At 68.7% G+C, this 14,548-nt stretch carries 15 protein-coding genes; 12 read left to right on the top strand and 3 right to left on the bottom strand.

All coding sequences use genetic code 11. The annotated features are described in order from the left end of the window. Window positions 1-5: 5 nt before the first annotated feature. The 7 genes from QHG62_RS21880 to QHG62_RS21850 are packed head-to-tail and all read left to right on the top strand — an operon-like array spanning window position 6 to window position 5,235. On the top strand, window positions 6-632 hold the full coding sequence (locus QHG62_RS21880) for a DJ-1/PfpI family protein (protein WP_281147744.1): 627 nt from the start codon (window positions 6-8) through the stop codon (window positions 630-632). A 21-nt stretch (window positions 633-653) separates the two neighbouring features. After that, window positions 654-1,328, top strand: coding sequence for a LysE family translocator (locus tag QHG62_RS21875; protein ID WP_281147743.1), 675 nt, complete (start codon window positions 654-656; stop codon window positions 1,326-1,328). A 5-nt stretch (window positions 1,329-1,333) separates the two neighbouring features. Further along, window positions 1,334-1,975, top strand: a complete 642-nt coding sequence (locus tag QHG62_RS21870) for a glutathione S-transferase family protein (protein ID WP_281147742.1) — start codon at window positions 1,334-1,336, stop codon at window positions 1,973-1,975. A 5-nt stretch (window positions 1,976-1,980) separates the two neighbouring features. Beyond that, complete coding sequence (locus QHG62_RS21865) at window positions 1,981-2,904, top strand: PhzF family phenazine biosynthesis protein (RefSeq protein WP_281147741.1); 924 nt, start codon at window positions 1,981-1,983, stop codon at window positions 2,902-2,904. 13 nt (window positions 2,905-2,917) lie between these two features. Further along, the gene (locus tag QHG62_RS21860) at window positions 2,918-3,610 is read left to right on the top strand and encodes a VOC family protein (RefSeq protein ID WP_281147740.1); all 693 of its coding nucleotides are present in this window, start codon (window positions 2,918-2,920) and stop codon (window positions 3,608-3,610) included. 5 nt (window positions 3,611-3,615) lie between these two features. Beyond that, window positions 3,616-4,248, top strand: a complete 633-nt coding sequence (locus QHG62_RS21855; protein WP_281147739.1) for a LysE family translocator — start codon at window positions 3,616-3,618, stop codon at window positions 4,246-4,248. A 9-nt stretch (window positions 4,249-4,257) separates the two neighbouring features. Next, on the top strand, window positions 4,258-5,235 hold the full coding sequence (locus tag QHG62_RS21850; protein ID WP_281147738.1) for a threonine dehydratase: 978 nt from the start codon (window positions 4,258-4,260) through the stop codon (window positions 5,233-5,235). 360 nt (window positions 5,236-5,595) lie between these two features. Here QHG62_RS21850 and QHG62_RS21845 read toward each other — a convergent pair whose 3' ends face one another. After that, window positions 5,596-6,423, bottom strand: a complete 828-nt coding sequence (locus QHG62_RS21845) for a creatininase family protein (protein ID WP_281147737.1) — start codon at window positions 6,421-6,423, stop codon at window positions 5,596-5,598. A 92-nt stretch (window positions 6,424-6,515) separates the two neighbouring features. Between QHG62_RS21845 and QHG62_RS21840 the strand changes: the two genes are divergently transcribed. Further along, window positions 6,516-7,313, top strand: a complete 798-nt coding sequence (locus QHG62_RS21840) for an SDR family oxidoreductase (protein WP_281147736.1) — start codon at window positions 6,516-6,518, stop codon at window positions 7,311-7,313. Here the strand turns inward: QHG62_RS21840 and QHG62_RS21835 are convergent. Continuing rightward, complete coding sequence (locus QHG62_RS21835) at window positions 7,310-8,221, bottom strand: LysR family transcriptional regulator (protein ID WP_281147735.1); 912 nt, start codon at window positions 8,219-8,221, stop codon at window positions 7,310-7,312. The two genes, QHG62_RS21840 and QHG62_RS21835, sit on opposite strands and share 4 nt — an antisense overlap. A gap of 86 nt (window positions 8,222-8,307) precedes the next feature. Between QHG62_RS21835 and QHG62_RS21830 the strand changes: the two genes are divergently transcribed. Both QHG62_RS21830 and QHG62_RS21825 read left to right on the top strand, forming a co-directional pair. After that, window positions 8,308-9,318: a zinc-binding alcohol dehydrogenase family protein gene (locus QHG62_RS21830; protein ID WP_281147734.1), complete on the top strand. Its 1,011-nt coding sequence runs from the start codon at window positions 8,308-8,310 to the stop codon at window positions 9,316-9,318. Between the two features lie 14 nt (window positions 9,319-9,332). Then, window positions 9,333-9,908 (top strand): GNAT family N-acetyltransferase, encoded by a 576-nt coding sequence (locus tag QHG62_RS21825; RefSeq protein WP_281147733.1) that lies wholly within the window; start codon window positions 9,333-9,335, stop codon window positions 9,906-9,908. A 21-nt stretch (window positions 9,909-9,929) separates the two neighbouring features. Here the strand turns inward: QHG62_RS21825 and QHG62_RS21820 are convergent, their stop codons facing one another. Continuing rightward, a complete protein-coding gene (locus tag QHG62_RS21820) occupies window positions 9,930-11,297 on the bottom strand; it encodes a PQQ-dependent sugar dehydrogenase (RefSeq protein ID WP_281147732.1) in 1,368 nt (455 codons plus the stop codon). Between the two features lie 135 nt (window positions 11,298-11,432). Here QHG62_RS21820 and QHG62_RS21815 point away from each other — a divergent pair, with 135 nt between their 5' ends. Continuing rightward, window positions 11,433-12,182 carry an alanyl-tRNA editing protein gene (locus tag QHG62_RS21815; protein ID WP_281147731.1) on the top strand — a complete coding sequence of 250 codons (750 nt, stop codon included), beginning with the start codon at window positions 11,433-11,435 and terminating at the stop codon, window positions 12,180-12,182. A 71-nt stretch (window positions 12,183-12,253) separates the two neighbouring features. Next, window positions 12,254-14,470: a protein-disulfide reductase DsbD family protein gene (locus QHG62_RS21810; RefSeq protein WP_432445554.1), complete on the top strand. Its 2,217-nt coding sequence runs from the start codon at window positions 12,254-12,256 to the stop codon at window positions 14,468-14,470. The last annotated feature ends 78 nt before the right edge of the window (window positions 14,471-14,548 follow it).

Below are 14,548 nucleotides of genomic sequence, written 5' to 3'. Positions count from 1 at the left end.
CCACCATGCACATTGCCATACTGACCTTCGACGGCTTCAACGAACTCGATTCGCTGGTGGCGCTCGGGGTGCTCAACCGCATCAAGAAGCCGGGCTGGCGCGTGACGCTGTCCGCGCCCAGCGCCACGGTCACCTCGATGAACGGCGTGACCGTGCATGCGAGCTCCACGCTCGAAGCCGCCACCGAGGCCGAGGCGGTGCTCGTCGGCAGCGGCATCCGCACGCGAGAGATCGCGGCCGATCCCGCCATCATGAGCGTGCTGCGCCGCCTCGACGCCAAGCGGCAGCTGATCGGCGCGCAATGCTCGGGCACCCTGCTGCTCGCCAAGCTGGGCCTGCTGGGTGCGGTGCCCGCATGCACCGACCTCACGACCAAGCCGTGGGTGCAGGAGGCCGGCGTCGAGGTGCTCAACCAGCCTTTCTTCGCGAGCGGCAATGTGGCCACCGCCGGCGGATGCCTGTCGGCGCCCTACCTCGCGGCATGGCTCATCGCGCGCAGCGAAGGCGTCGAGGCTGCGAAGAGTGCGTTGCACTATGTCGCGCCGGTGGGCGAGAAGGACGACTACGTGGCACGGGCCATGCGCAACATCGAGCCGTACCTCCCGCAGGTTGCGGCAACCGCGACAGCCTGAAGACGCATTGCCGTTCACACCATGATCAGCTTCGCCACGCTCGCGCTATTCCTCCTCGCCGTTCTCGCGCTGTTCCTGTCGCCCGGGCCGAACATGGCCTTCGTGCTCTCGCACGGCGTGGCGCACGGGCCGCGCGGCGGGTTTGCGGCGGCGCTCGGCATTTCGTCGGCCGACCTGGTGCACACGCTTTTTGCCGCCACCGGCGTCACCGCGCTGGTGGCGGCATGGCCTCCTTCCTTCGACCTGCTGCGCTATGCAGGCGCGCTGTACCTGCTGTGGCTGGCAATGCAATCGCTGCGCAGCAGCAACGGCGGATTGCCCGGCGGCACACGCGCGCAGCCCTCCGCCTTCGGACGCATCGTGCGCATGGCCTTTTTCAACAACCTGGTCAATCCGAAGGCACTGCTGTTCTTCATGGTGTTCCTGCCGCAATTCGTCGACCCGGCGCGCGGCAGCGTGCCCTTGCAACTGGTGCAGCTCGGCGTCATGCTCTCGGCTGCCGCGCTCGCATTCAACACGCTGCTCGGCGCATGCAGCGGGCAAGTAGGCCGCTGGCTGCAGCGCCGCCCGGGGGCTGAAAGATTCCAGCGCGGCCTGCTGGCGCTGGTGATGGTCGGCCTGGCAATTCGCCTGCTGCTGCTCGACCGTCCTTCCATGCCTTCTGCCCTGTCCGCCACACCTGCTCAAGGAAGCTGAACACCATGCTCAACATCTGGGGCCGCATCAGTTCGATCAACGTGCGCAAAGTCGTCTGGTGCGCGCAAGAACTCGGGCTCGACTTTCAACGCACCGAAGCCGGCGGCCGTTTCGGCGTGGTGCAAACGCCCGAATACCTGGCTCTCAACCCGAACGCGATGGTGCCCACCATCGACGACGGCGAAGGCAGCGAGCGCGTCACGCTCTGGGAATCGAACGTGATCGTGCGCTACCTGTGCGCCAAGCATTCGCACGGCAAGTTCTACCCAAGTGAACTGGCGGCGCGCTTCGACGCCGAACGCTGGATGGACTGGCAGCAGACCACGCTCAACCGCGCCAGCCGCGACGCCTTCGTGCAATGGGTGCGTACAGTGCCGGCCGAGCGCGAACCCGCGCTCATCGCAGCGTCGGTGCGCGCGAGCGAAGCCCTGTTCGCGATGCTCGACGCGCACCTTGCACGCCAGCCCTTCATGGCGGGCGACCGCTTCACCATGGCCGACATTCCCATCGGCTGCGAAGCGCACCGCTGGTTCGGCCTGCCGCCGGCCGAATACCAGCGCCCCAGCTGGCCGAACCTCGAACGCTGGTACGGCGAACTCCTCTCCCGTCCGGGCACGCGCGGCGTGCTCGATCTCCCGCTCGAATGACACCCATGAAACCCCGCCCGTTCAAACAAGTCGACGTCTTCACCGCAACGCCCTACCTCGGCAATCCGCTTGCCGTGGTGCTCGACGGCTCCGGTCTGGACGACGCCGCCATGCAGCGCTTCGCGCAGTGGACCAACCTGTCGGAAACCACCTTCCTGCTGCCGCCGACCGAGCCCACGGCCGACTACCGCGTGCGCATCTTCACGCCGGGCGGCGAGCTGCCTTTCGCGGGCCACCCGACCATCGGCAGCTGCCATGCCTGGCTGCAGGCCGGCGGCAAGCCCAAGGCGGCGGGCCGCGTCGTGCAGCAGTGCGCGGCGGGCTTGGTGCCGCTGCGCCTGGAAGGCGAGCGCCTGGCTTTCTCGGCTCCGCCGCTCAAGCGCAGTGCGCCCAGCCCCACGCTGTTGGCCAAGGTGGCCGGCGCGCTGGGCTTGAAGGCGCAGCAGATCGTCGCGGCCCAGGTGCTGGACAACGGCCCGGTCTGGTTCGGCCTGCTGCTCAGTGATGCGGACACCGTGCTGCGGCTCGTGCCCGACCATCGAATGCTCAAGGAACTGGGTGTCAAGGCCGGCGTGGCGGGTGTGCCCGGGGCAGAGGGTTCGTCGATGCTCATCGGCCGTTCGAACCGTGAGGCGCGCGCCTTCGGCGGCAAGGCTCAGGCCGCGGAAGGCGGCGGGCAGAAGATCGACCTGGAGGTGCGCGCGTTCGCAGCGCCCATCGGCGTCGAGGAAGATCCCGTCACCGGCAGCCTCAACGCCGGCCTTGCCGAATGGCTGATTGCCGACGGCCACATGCCCGCGCGCTATGTGGCTGCGCAGGGCCAGTGCCTTGGCCGCGCCGGGCGCGTGTACATCGAGCGCGACAGCGACGGCATGGTGTGGGTCGGCGGCGACGCCGTGACCTGCATCGACGGCCAGGTCACGTTGTAGGGGGCAAGGCACCATGGCCGCACAACTCGACCACCTGGTGATCGCCGCCGCCTCGCTGGCCGAAGGCGTGGCGTGGTGCGAAGCCACCCTGGGCGTGACGCCGGGCCCCGGCGGCGCGCACCCGCTGATGGGCACGCACAACCGGCTGCTGAACATCGCGAGCGACGCCTTCCCGCAGGCGTACCTGGAAATCATTGCCATCGAACCCGGCAAGAGGCCTTCGCGCCCCGGCACGCGCCGCTGGTTCGACCTTGACGATGCGGTGCTGCAGGCAGGCTTGGTGCGGCGCGGGCCGCGGCTGGTTCACTTCGTTGCGCGGGTGCCCAATGCGCAGGCGACGCTGCAGGCGCTGGCGCACGACGAGCGCGCCCACATCGATCGCGGCCACCTGCTCGAAGCCTCGCGCGACACGCCCGCCGGCCGGCTCGAGTGGCAGATCACGGTGCGCGACGACGGCCAGCGGCTCTTCTACGGCGCGCTGCCCACGCTGATCCAATGGGGCCCGGTGCATCCGACCGATGCCATGCCGGCCTCCGGCCTTGCACTGCAATCGCTGCAGGCCACGCACCCGCGCGCGGCCGACCTGGCCGCGGCGCTGTCCACCATCGGCATGGCCGACATGGCCGTGCAGCCCGGTGCTCCCAATCTCGTGGCCGTGCTCGACACGCCGCGCGGCCCCGTCACGCTTCAATCCGAAGGACTCTGACCGTCATGCTGACCCTGACCGAAATCGCCTGGTTCGCGCTCGCCGCCGTATTGCTCGCGCTCACGCCCGGGCCGAACATGATCTATTGCGTGTCGCGCACGCTCATCCAGGGTCGCCGCGCGGGGCTCATCTCGCTCGGCGGCGTGCTGACGGCCTTTCTGGTGCACCTGTTTGCCGCCGCACTCGGGCTCACCGCACTGCTGCTGGCCGTGCCGCTCGCGTTCGACGCCATTCGCCTTGCCGGCGCGGCTTATCTGCTGTGGCTTGCGTGGCAGGCGGTCAAGCCCGGCGGCGATGCGCCCTTCGCGGCACGCGCGCTGCCAGCCGACCGGCCGGGCAAGTTGTTCCGCATGGGCTTCATCACCAACCTGCTGAACCCGAAGGTGGCGATGTTCTACCTTTCGTTCTTTCCGCAGTTCATCCACCCCGAGCGCGGCTCGGTGCTGCTGCAGAGCATTCAGCTGGGCGCCGCGCAAATCGCCAGCAGCGCCGCGGTCAACACCGTCACCATCTTCGGCGCCGCGAGCATCACGGCCGTGCTGTCGCAAAGTGCCGGCTGGCTGCGCGCGCAGCGCTACATCATGGGCAGCGTGCTGGCGGCGCTGGCGGTGCGGGTCGCGCTGACCGAACGCAAGTAAAGGCCGCTCGTGAGATTCACCCGCGAAGAAATCGAATCCGCGCAGCGCACCGTCGCCGCCGCCATGCCGCCCACCCCGCAGTACGCGTGGCCGCTGCTCGCGCAACGTCTCGGCGCCGCGGTGTGGGCCAAGCACGAAAACCACACGCCGGCCGGGGCATTCAAGATTCGCGGCGGGCTGACCTACTTCGAGACCCTGGCGCGCGAGCAACCCGCCGTGCGCCATGCCATCAGTGCCACGCGCGGAAATCACGGCCAGTCGGTCGGCTTTGCGGCGCGGCGCCACGGGCTCGCGGCCACCATCGTGGTGCCGCACGGCAACTCGCTCGAAAAGAACGCCGCAATGCGCGCGCTGGGCGTACAGCTGGTCGAGCATGGCGAAGACTTTCAGGAGGCGGCGGAGCATGCCGCCATGCTCGCCGAGCGAGACGGCATGCATCGGGTCCCATCGTTCCACCGCGAGCTGGTGCGAGGCGTGTCGACGGCGTATGTCGAATTCTTCAGCGCACTGGAGAGCGCTCCGCCCGACGTGCTCTTCGTGCCGATCGGCCTTGGTTCCGGCTTTGCCGCAGCGGCTGCGGCGCGGGCCCATTGCGGCGTGTCGACCAGGCTCATCGGCGTGGTGTCGGCCCATGCCACGGCCTACCGCGACTCGTTCCGCGCGGGGCGGCCCATCGAATCGCCCGCCAGCACACGGCTTGCCGACGGCATGGCCTGCCGCACGCCGGTGCCCGAGTCGGTGGAGGTGATCCTGCGCGAGGCCGACGACGTGATCACCGTTACCGACGACGAGGTTGCCGAGGCCATGCGCATTCTCTTCAGCGACACGCACAACGTCGCCGAGGGCGCGGGCGCGGCGGCGCTCGCGGGGGCGTTGCAGCAGCAGGAGCGCTGGCGTGGCAAGACGGTCGGCATTTGCGTGAGCGGCGGCAATGTCGATTCGGAGATGTTCGCGGGGGTGCTAGGGCGGGGTGGCGTGCGGACCTAGAGGTTCTTGCGTTCTTCGCGCTGCCGTTTGGGGCGCTGCTGTTCAGGGCGAGTGCAAAGGCCACCGGGTACTCCCCTCCGCGAATGTCCCCCGGGGCTGCGCCCCTCCTCCTTTGGGCTGCGCCCCTCCTCCTTTATTTCGCTGCGGGGAGCACCCGATGCCCTGTGCACTTGGGCACGCTGCTGGTGTACCGCTGATCAACGACCGCTCTTTACAACGCACCCGCTGGCGGGGTGCCTTGCGCAGCGAAACAAAGGAGGAGGGGCGGAAGCCCGCAGGCCGGGGGACATTCGCGGAGAAAGGTACCCCGTCGGCGGGTGCGCCGCCCTGAATAAGGCAGCCAAGCAAGCGAACCAATGACTAAGGCAGCGGCCCAGTCTTGGCCGTATCCAACGGCAGCCGAGACACCTCAGCCAACAACAACGCCAACTGCTCCGCAGCCGCATCGACAACAGCCTGCCCACGCGCAGCAGTCGCCGCGGCCGCATTGCCCGCCGCGCCTTGCGGGTTGTAGTCCTCCATGGCCCAGCCGAGCTTCGCGCTCTTGCCGTTGCCGAGGATGGCGTAGTCCGCTGCGCGCTGCTCGGAGGTGGAGCGGAAGTTCTTCGCCTCGGCCATGCGCACCTGCTGCGGCGCAAGCGCCAGCATCATCGATGTTTCGATATCGCCCGCATGCACGCCAAAGCGGTGCTCGCCGGCGCCGAACTGCGCGCCCGCATCGCCCAGCGGAAGGTTGAACCAACTCACGCTGTAGACGATGAGGCCGTGCTCCGCGCGCAGCTCGCGCGCCACGATGTCCATTGCACCCACGTGCCCGCCGTGTGCGTTGAACAGCACCAGCTTCTTCACGCCGGCCCGCGCCACGCCGGCGCCGATTTCCTTCCACATGCGGATCACTGTTTCGGCCGACAGCGTGAGCGTGCCCGCAAAGCGCGCGTGCTCGGGGCTCAGGCCGATCTGCTGCGTCGGCAAGAACAGCACCGGAAGATCGGCCGGCAGCAGCGGCAGCGACGCGGCCACGATGCCGCCGGCCAGCACGGTGTCCACGCCCAGCGGCAGGTGCGGGCCGTGCTGTTCGGTCGCGCCGAGCGGCAGCACCGCCACGGTGGCTGCCACATCGAGCGCGGCAAAGTCGCGCGTTGTCAGTTGAGACCAGTAGCGGGGCAGGGATACCGAGGATGCGTTCATCCGCCGATCTTAGAGCGGTGATTCAATCCACGCGACCCCGCGCCGCGCGGCGTTCTTTCTTTCTATTCACGATTCAAGTCAAGGACTCTCACATGGATCTCCAGCTCCAGGACCGGCACGTTCTCATTACCGGCGGCAGCAAGGGCATTGGCCTGGCCTGCGCGCTCGGTTTCTTGCGCGAGGGCGCGCGCGTGAGCCTGGTCTCGCGCGACCTGAAGAACCTGGAGCAAGGACGCAAGACGCTTGTCGAGGCGTTTGCAGAAGCCGAAGGCCGGGTGTCGGTACATGCCGCCGACCTCAAGGACCCGGCTGGCGCCGTGGCCGCGCTCGATGCCGCCGAGCAGGCTTTTGGCCCGGTCGACGTGCTGGTGAATTCCGCGGGCGCCGCGCGCCGTACGCCGCCCGACGAGTTGAACGCCGCCGCCTGGCATGACGCCATGGACGCCAAGTATTTCACCTACATCCACATGATCGATCCGGTGGTCAAGCGCATGGGCCAGCGCGGCCAGGGCGCCATCGTCAACGTGATCGGCCAGGGCGGCAAGGTGGCGAGCCCCGTCCACATGGCGGGCGGCGCGGCCAACGCAGCGCTCATGCTGGTGAGTGCCGGCATGGCGTCGGCCTATGCGGCCAAAGGCGTTCGGGTGAATGCGGTGAACCCCGGCCTCACGCTGACCGAGCGGCTGCAGGAAGGCCTGAAGGCAGATGCAAAGCTGCAAGGCATCGGCAGCGATGAAGCGCTGCAGCGCGCCAAGGCAAGGCTGCCGCTCGGCCGCATTGCGGCGCCCGAAGAAATTGCGAACGCCGTGGTGTTTCTCGCATCGCCGAAGGCGAGCTACATCACCGGCGCCATCGTGGCGATGGACGGCGCCGTCACGCCGATGATCTAGCCGGGCATCGGCGCCAGCGCGTCGAACTTGGCAGCCAGAAAATCCACCAGCGCCCGCACGCGCGCCGGCACAAAGCGCCCGCTCGGCAGCAGTGCGTGCAGCGGATAGGGCTCGGTGTCCCACTCGGGCAGCAGGCGCACCAGCGTGCCCTTGCGCAGGTCGTCCCGCACATCGAGTGCCGACTTCAGCACGATGCCCCGCCCCGCCACGGCCCACTCGCGCGCGAGCGATGCGTCGTCCACGCTGCGGTCGCCCTTCACCCGCACCTCAGTCCATTGGCCGTTCTGTGCAAAACGCCAGGTGCGGTGGCGGCGCCCGCCGCGGTCGAAGGTGAGGCAGTTGTGGTGCACCAGGTCTTGCGGCGTCTTGGGCGCGGCATGGCGGCGCAGGTAGCCGGGCGATGCGGTGAGCAGCGGGCTGGTCAGCGCAAAGGGCCGTGCCACAAGGCGTGAATCGGCCAGCGCCCCGTAGCGCAGCGCCACGTCGACCTCGTCGCGAGTCACATCGAGCAGCCGGTCGCCGACCGAAAGCGACAGCTGCACGCCCGGATGCAGCGCCAGGAACTCGTCGAACCAGGGCAGCAGCGTGCTGCGCGTGAGGTCCGAAGGAGCCGCCACGCGCAAGGTGCCGACCAACTCGCCGCGGTCGGCCGTGACCAGCGATTCGCCTTCGTCCAGCAGCTCGAAAGCGCGAACGGCGTAGTCGAGCAGCGTCTGGCCTTGCGACGTCAGGCGCATGGCGCGGGTCGATCGCTCGAACAGCCGCGCGCCCAGCTGTGTTTCCAGCCGCTTGAGCGTCGCGCTCGCGGCAGCGGGCGTCATGCCCAGCGCATGCGCGGCGGCCGTAAGGGTACCGCCGCGGGCGGTCTGAACCAGCACTTGCAAGTCCGAGAGATTTTCAATTTTCATTTGAAGGTGTTGCTTCAACGGGCATTCTTATCAAATTTCATTTGCCATCCTACAGTCGAGCCATCGTTCAAGAAAGGTCCTTCGACATGAAAGCCATCGGTTACTACCAGTCCCTTCCCATCGACCACCCCGAGTCGCTGCAGGACATCGAATTGCCCACGCCCGAGGTCGGCCCGCGCGACCTGCTGGTGCGCGTCAAGGCCGTCTCGGTCAATCCGGTCGACACCAAGGTGCGCAAGAACATGGCGCCCGAAGCCGGCCAGGCCAAGGTGCTGGGCTGGGACGCCGTAGGCACGGTCGAGGCCATTGGCACCGGGGTGAAGAACTTCAAGGTCGGCGACCGGGTGTACTACGCCGGCTCCATCGTCCGGTCCGGAACCAATGCGGAACTGCATGCGGTCGACGAACGCATTGCGGCCCTTGCGCCCAAGAGCCTCGACGATGCGCAGGCCGCGGCACTGCCGCTGACCACCATCACCGCGTACGAACTGCTGTTCGACCGCCTCAAGGTGCCGAAGGGCGGCGGCGCGGGGCAGACGCTGCTGGTTACCGGCGGCGCCGGCGGCGTCGGTTCGATCCTGATCCAGCTCGCGCGCCAGCTCACGCAACTGCGTGTGGTGGCCACGGCTTCGCGCGCCGAGACGCGGGCGTGGTGCCTGGCGCTGGGCGCGCACGCGGTCATCGATCATTCGAAGCCGCTCGCGGCCGAGCTCAAGGCGGCGGGTATCGGCGAGGTCGAAATGGTTGCAAGCCTCACGCAGACCGGCCAGCACTACGCGCAGATCATCGAAAGCCTCAAGCCCCAGGGCCAACTGGCGGTGATCGACGACTTGCCGGCGCTCGACGCGATGCCGCTCAAGACCAAGTGCATTTCGCTGCACTGGGAAATGATGTTTGCGCGCTCGCGCTTCGAAACGCCCGATATCGCCGAGCAAGGCGCGCTGCTGGCCGAAGTGGCAGCATTGGTCGACGCGGGCCGCATCCGCACCACGGCAAACGCGAGCTTCGGCACCATCAACGCGGCCAACCTCCGCAAGGCGCATGCGCTGATCGAAAGCGGCACCGCGCAGGGCAAGGTGGTGCTCGCGGGGTTCTGAGCACAATCGGCCGCATGGCCGAAAGCATCACCCAGCCCCCGATCGAGTTCGAAACCCCGCGGCTTCGCCTGCGGCAGTGGCGCGAGAGCGATCTCGCGCCCTTTGCCGCGCTCGCGGCCGACGCGGAAGTCATGGCATTTCTCCTGCCGCTTCCCACGCGGGCCGACAGCGATGCAATGGCCGAACGCCTGAAGGCGCGCATCGACGAGAACGGCTGGGGCTTGTGGGCCGTCGAGCACAAGGACTCGGGCGAATTCGCCGGCTTCACGGGCCTGAACGTGCCGCTGGCCGCGCTGCCCTTCTCACCGTGCGTGGAGATCGGCTGGCGCTTCGGCAGAAAGTGGTGGGGCCAGGGGCTCGCGAGCGAGGCTGCGCGCGGCGCGCTGCAGGTCGGTTTCGAACGGCTCGGCTTCGACGAGATCGTGGCGTTCACGGCCGTCGGCAACCTTCGGTCGGCCGCCGTGATGGAACGCATCGGCATGCATGAGGACGAGGCAGGCGCCTTCGACCACCCTGCCGTGCCCGAGGGGCACCCGCTGCGCCGGCACCGGCTCTACCGCATCAGCCGCGCCACGCAACAACGCCGGTGAGCGCGAACTCCGCCCGCGCAGCTACTTTGCAGCCGACACGCGCCAGACCACGTTGCCCACGTCGTCGGCCACCAGCAGCGCGCCGCTCTTGTCGAGTGCCACGCCCACAGGCCGGCCCTGCGCCTTTTCGTCGGCCGAGAGAAAACCGGTCAGCACATCGACCGGAGGCCCGCTCGGCTTGCCGCCGGTGAAGGGCACGAACACCACCTTGTAGCCCGACTTCGGCTTGCGGTTCCACGAGCCGTGCTCGCCGACGAAAGCGCCGCTTGCAAATTGCGGCGGCATGCCCCTGCCGTCCGAAAAGACGAGGCCGAGCGGTGCCACATGCGAGCCCAGCGCATAGTCGGGTGCGACGGCCTTGGCGACCATTTGGGGGTTCGGCGGCGTCACGCGCGCATCCACGTGGCCGCCGTAGTAGCTCCAGGGCCAGCCGTAGAAGGCACCGTCCTTTACCGAGGTCAGGTAGTCGGGCACCAGGTCGCTGCCGATCTCGTCGCGCTCGTTGACCACGGTCCAGAGCGCTTTGGTTTCGGGGTGCCAGGCCAGGCCGTTGGGGTTGCGCAGACCGCTTGCGAACAGTCGCTTCTCGCCGCTTTTCACGTCCACTTCCCAGATGGCGGCGCGCCCTTCTTCGGCCGCGAGCCCGTTCTCGCCGATGTTGCTGTTGGAGCCGACTGTCACGTAGAGCTTGGTGCCCTCGGCGTTGGCGATCACGTTCTTGGTCCAGTGGTGGTTGATGCCGGCGGGCAGCGGCGTTACCACCGTGGGCGCGGCGTTGGCCGAGGTCTGGCCCTCGGCGTAGGGCACCTTGACGAGCGCATCGGCATTGGCGATGAAAAGCTCGCTGCCCACCAGTGCCATGCCGAACGGCGAACTCAGGTTCGACAGGAACACCTGCTTCACTTCGGCCGTGCCGTCGCCGTCGGCGTCGCGCAGCAGCGTGATGCGGTTGGGGCTAGGCACGCCGGCACCGGCGCGGCTCATGACCTTGTCCATGACCCATTTGCGGACCTTGGCCACCGGGCCGCTGCCGCCGTCGGTGCTGCCCTCGGGCTTGGGCGGCTTATTGCTCTCGGCCACCAGCACGTCGCCGTTGGGCAGGGTGTACACCCAGCGCGGATGGTCGAGCCCGCGCGCCAGCGCCTGCACGCGCAAGCCGCTGGCGGGCTTGGGAGCCGCAGCGTCGGCCCAGCCGACCGCGGTGGCCACGTTCACGGTGGGAACCAGCGTCTTGTTGGGCTCGGCCAACTGCGGGCGGGGTCCGGTCGTGGCTTCGGGCGCGATCTTGGCGGCTTCGCCGCAGCCGGCCAGCGCCAGCACGGCGGCCGCGGCGGCAGTGACAGTGGCCATGGAGGCCAGCGAGGAAACGGCGGTGCGAGGGACCTTCATTCGCTCTCCTTGGTTGTTGCGGCAAGCGGGCCGCATCCCCGCAAATCATGCGGTCGGCACCTGCATGGACTGTCGGCCATGGGCGCTTTTTGGCGTGGGCGCACCTCATTCACGCATCGCCGCTACCATCGCCGCATGACCGACGACCTGTTCCGCGCCGACGCGTACCTGCGCGCCTGCGAAGCCCGCATCCTGCGCATCGACGACTCCGGCATCGTGCTGGACCGCACCGTGTTCTACCCGCTCGGCGGCGGACAGGCCGGCGATACGGGCGTGCTGGCGCTGGCGGACGGCCGCGAAGTGGTCATTGCCGACACCCGCAAGGCCAAGGATGAAGACGGCCAGCCGACGAGCGAATTCGTTCATGTGCCGGCGCCCGGGCAGGCCGAACTGCTGGCCGGGCTGAAGCCGGGCGACACCGTGACGGCACGCCTCGACTGGGAGCGCCGCCACCGGCTGATGCGCTTTCATACCGCGAGCCATCTGCTGTGCCACTTGGTGCCGGTGCCGGTGAACGGCTGCTCGATCACGCCCGACTACGCGCGCATCGACTTCCACATGACCGACCCGCTCGACAAGGAAGCGCTGACCGCCGGCCTCGCCCGGCTGGTGGAAGCGGCCCATCCGCTGACCGTGGGCGCCATCACCGACGAAGAGCTCGATGCCAACCCCGCGCTGGTGAAGAGCATGAGCGTGCAGCCGCCGCGCGGCACGGGCACGGTGCGCACCATCCGCATCGGCGGCGAAGGCGACGCGCAGATCGACTTTCAGCCCTGCGGCGGCACGCATGTTGCAAACACTGCGGAGATTGGCGCGGTGATGGTCACCAAGATCGAGAAAAAGAGCGCCAACAGCCGCCGTGTGGTGCTGGGCTGGGCCGCTTGAGCGCCCATCGCGCCCGATAACGCCCCTAACGCCCGGAACTTCGCTCCGCCCGCCCGCTCCGACTGATCGGCATGATCCTCTCCCGCTTCCAATTTTTAGCTACGTTTCTGGTAGCAACCGCCGCAGCCTGCATGCCGGCCGCGGCGCAATTGGCCTCCAGGCCAGGCGCTGCCGTCACCACCCCTCATGTGCGCGCCGAACTGGTTGCGCATGCGCCCAACGGCGTGTCGCCCGGCGCACCGGTCTGGGTCGGGCTGCAGATCACCCACCAGCCCGAGTGGCACACCTACTGGAAGAACGCCGGCGATTCCGGCTTGCCGACGGAGCTGAACTGGACCCTGCCGGCGGGCGTTGCCGCCGGAGAGATCGCCTGGCCCGTGCCCAAGAAGATCCCGATCGGCAACCTGGCCAACTACGGCTACGAGGGCACGGTGCTGCTGCCGGTGCCGCTCGAGGTGTCGAGCAATTTCAAGCCGCCGCTGGCGCTGGGCACGGGTGCCTCGGGCCTCGACGTTCGGCTGAAGGCCACCTGGCTGGTGTGCCGCAAGGAATGCATTCCCGAAGAAGGCGAGTTCACGCTCGCGCTGCCGCTGCAGGGATCGACCGCGCTGCACAAGACCGAGTTCGACGCGGCCCAGGCCGCGCAGCCGCAGCCGCTCGACAAGCCGGGCACCGTGGAAGTCAGCGGCAACAACCTGCAGGTGCGGCTCGACGGCCTGCCCGCCGCCGTCCAGGGCAAGGCCCTCGGGTTCTTCCCCGAAACGCCCGAGCTGATCCGCACCGCCGCGGTCTCGGGCAAGGACTGGACGCAAAGCTGGCAAGGCGGCACCTGGACCGCCACCTTGCCGCTGGCCGACCAGCGCAGCGCGAGCCCCACGACCTTGCCGCTGGTGGTGACGCTGGCCGAGGCGGACAGGCAGCCGGGCCAGCCGGTGGCCTGGCGGACCGAGGCGCCGGTGAGCGGCACCTGGCCGACCGCCGCGCCGCGCGCCGAGGTTTCGCCCGCGCTGCAGGCCGCGCTTGCCGCCAATGCGGCGAATGCGGCTGCCGCCGCGCCGCCCGCGGACCTGCCGGCCCAGCCCGCCGGCACCTTCATCGTCGCGCTGCTGGGCGCCGTGCTCGGCGGCCTGCTGCTCAACCTCATGCCCTGCGTGTTCCCCATCCTGGCCATCAAGGTACTGGGCTTCGCGCGGCAGGCGGGCAACCGCAGCGCCCACCGCACGGCGGGCTTGGCCTACACGGGGGGCGTAATGCTCTCGTTCCTCGCGCTGGGCGGCGCCATGCTGGCCCTGCGCGCGGCGGGCGCCCAGCTCGGCTGGGGCTTCCAGCTGCAATCGCCGGCCGTGGTGGCTGCGCTGGCTGCGCTGTTCACGCTCATAGGTCTCAACCTGGTGGGGCTTTTCGAATTTGGCCGCGCGGCACCGTTGTCGGTGTGCTCCGCCCAGGCCAAGCATCCGATTGCCAATGACTTTCTCTCGGGCGTGCTGGCGGTGGTGATCGCTTCGCCCTGCACCGCGCCGTTCATGGGCGTTTCGCTCGGCTTTGCCATCGGCCTCCCCGCCGCGCAGGCCCTGCTGTTGTTCGCGGCGCTGGGCCTCGGGTTGGCGCTGCCCTACCTGGTGGCGGGCTTCGTTCCGGCCATTGCCCGGCTGCTGCCCAAGCCCGGCCCGTGGATGAACACGCTGCGCCGGCTGCTGGCGTTCCCGATGTTCGCAACCGTGGCGTGGCTGGTCTGGGTGCTGGGGCAGCAAAGCGGCATCGACGGCGCGGGCACGCTGCTCGCGCTGCTGGTGTGCATGGCCGCCATCGTCTGGGCGCTGACGCTGCGCGGCCGCACGCGGCTGGTCATTGCCACGGTGCTGGTCGCCTTTACCGCGGTGCTCACCGCGGCCATTGGCCGCAACGTGCTGCAGACGGTGGAGCCGGCCAGGCTCGCATCGGGCGCCGGCCAGCGCTGGCAGCCGTGGTCGGCCGAACGCGTGGCCGAGCTCACGGGCGCAGGGCAGCCGGTGTTCATCGACTTCACCGCCGCATGGTGCGTGACCTGCCAGTACAACAAGAAGGCCACGTTGGCCGACGCCGAAGTGCTGGCCGATTTCGACAGCAAGAAGGTCGCGATGCTGCGCGCCGACTGGACGCGCCGCGACCCCGCCATTACCGCCGCCCTGACTTCGCTCGGGCGCAGCGGCGTGCCGCTCTACGTGCTGCAGGCGCCTGGCAAGGCGCCGGTCGTGCTGACCGAAATTCTGGGCAAGGACGAGGTTCGCGCAGCGCTCTCGGCGCTTTGACCCCCGGCGTGACATGGGTTGTCACATGCACTTGAGAAAAGCGGCCTAAGCTGTCGCCGTTGTTTGTTTTTTTATTCT

The sequence above is a fragment of the Variovorax paradoxus genome, assembly GCF_029919115.1.
Classification (GTDB): Bacteria; Pseudomonadota; Gammaproteobacteria; order Burkholderiales; family Burkholderiaceae_C; genus Variovorax; species Variovorax paradoxus_O.
Note: the sequence above shows the minus strand (reverse complement) of the source record. Positions and strands in the feature narration are given on the sequence as shown.

Coding starts and splice junctions, on each gene's coding strand:
- QHG62_RS21830 (WP_281147734.1), top strand. CDS start 8,308: ATGAAAGCCATCGGTTACTACCAGTCCCTTCCCATCGACCACCCCGAG.
- QHG62_RS21880 (WP_281147744.1), top strand. CDS start 6: ATGCACATTGCCATACTGACCTTCGACGGCTTCAACGAACTCGATTCG.
- QHG62_RS21855 (WP_281147739.1), top strand. CDS start 3,616: ATGCTGACCCTGACCGAAATCGCCTGGTTCGCGCTCGCCGCCGTATTG.
- QHG62_RS21815 (WP_281147731.1), top strand. CDS start 11,433: ATGACCGACGACCTGTTCCGCGCCGACGCGTACCTGCGCGCCTGCGAA.
- QHG62_RS21870 (WP_281147742.1), top strand. CDS start 1,334: ATGCTCAACATCTGGGGCCGCATCAGTTCGATCAACGTGCGCAAAGTC.
- QHG62_RS21845 (WP_281147737.1), bottom strand. CDS start 6,423: ATGAACGCATCCTCGGTATCCCTGCCCCGCTACTGGTCTCAACTGACA.
- QHG62_RS21875 (WP_281147743.1), top strand. CDS start 654: ATGATCAGCTTCGCCACGCTCGCGCTATTCCTCCTCGCCGTTCTCGCG.
- QHG62_RS21820 (WP_281147732.1), bottom strand. CDS start 11,297: ATGAAGGTCCCTCGCACCGCCGTTTCCTCGCTGGCCTCCATGGCCACT.
- QHG62_RS21860 (WP_281147740.1), top strand. CDS start 2,918: ATGGCCGCACAACTCGACCACCTGGTGATCGCCGCCGCCTCGCTGGCC.
- QHG62_RS21865 (WP_281147741.1), top strand. CDS start 1,981: ATGAAACCCCGCCCGTTCAAACAAGTCGACGTCTTCACCGCAACGCCC.
- QHG62_RS21810 (WP_432445554.1), top strand. CDS start 12,254: ATGATCCTCTCCCGCTTCCAATTTTTAGCTACGTTTCTGGTAGCAACC.
- QHG62_RS21840 (WP_281147736.1), top strand. CDS start 6,516: ATGGATCTCCAGCTCCAGGACCGGCACGTTCTCATTACCGGCGGCAGC.
- QHG62_RS21825 (WP_281147733.1), top strand. CDS start 9,333: ATGGCCGAAAGCATCACCCAGCCCCCGATCGAGTTCGAAACCCCGCGG.
- QHG62_RS21835 (WP_281147735.1), bottom strand. CDS start 8,221: ATGAAAATTGAAAATCTCTCGGACTTGCAAGTGCTGGTTCAGACCGCC.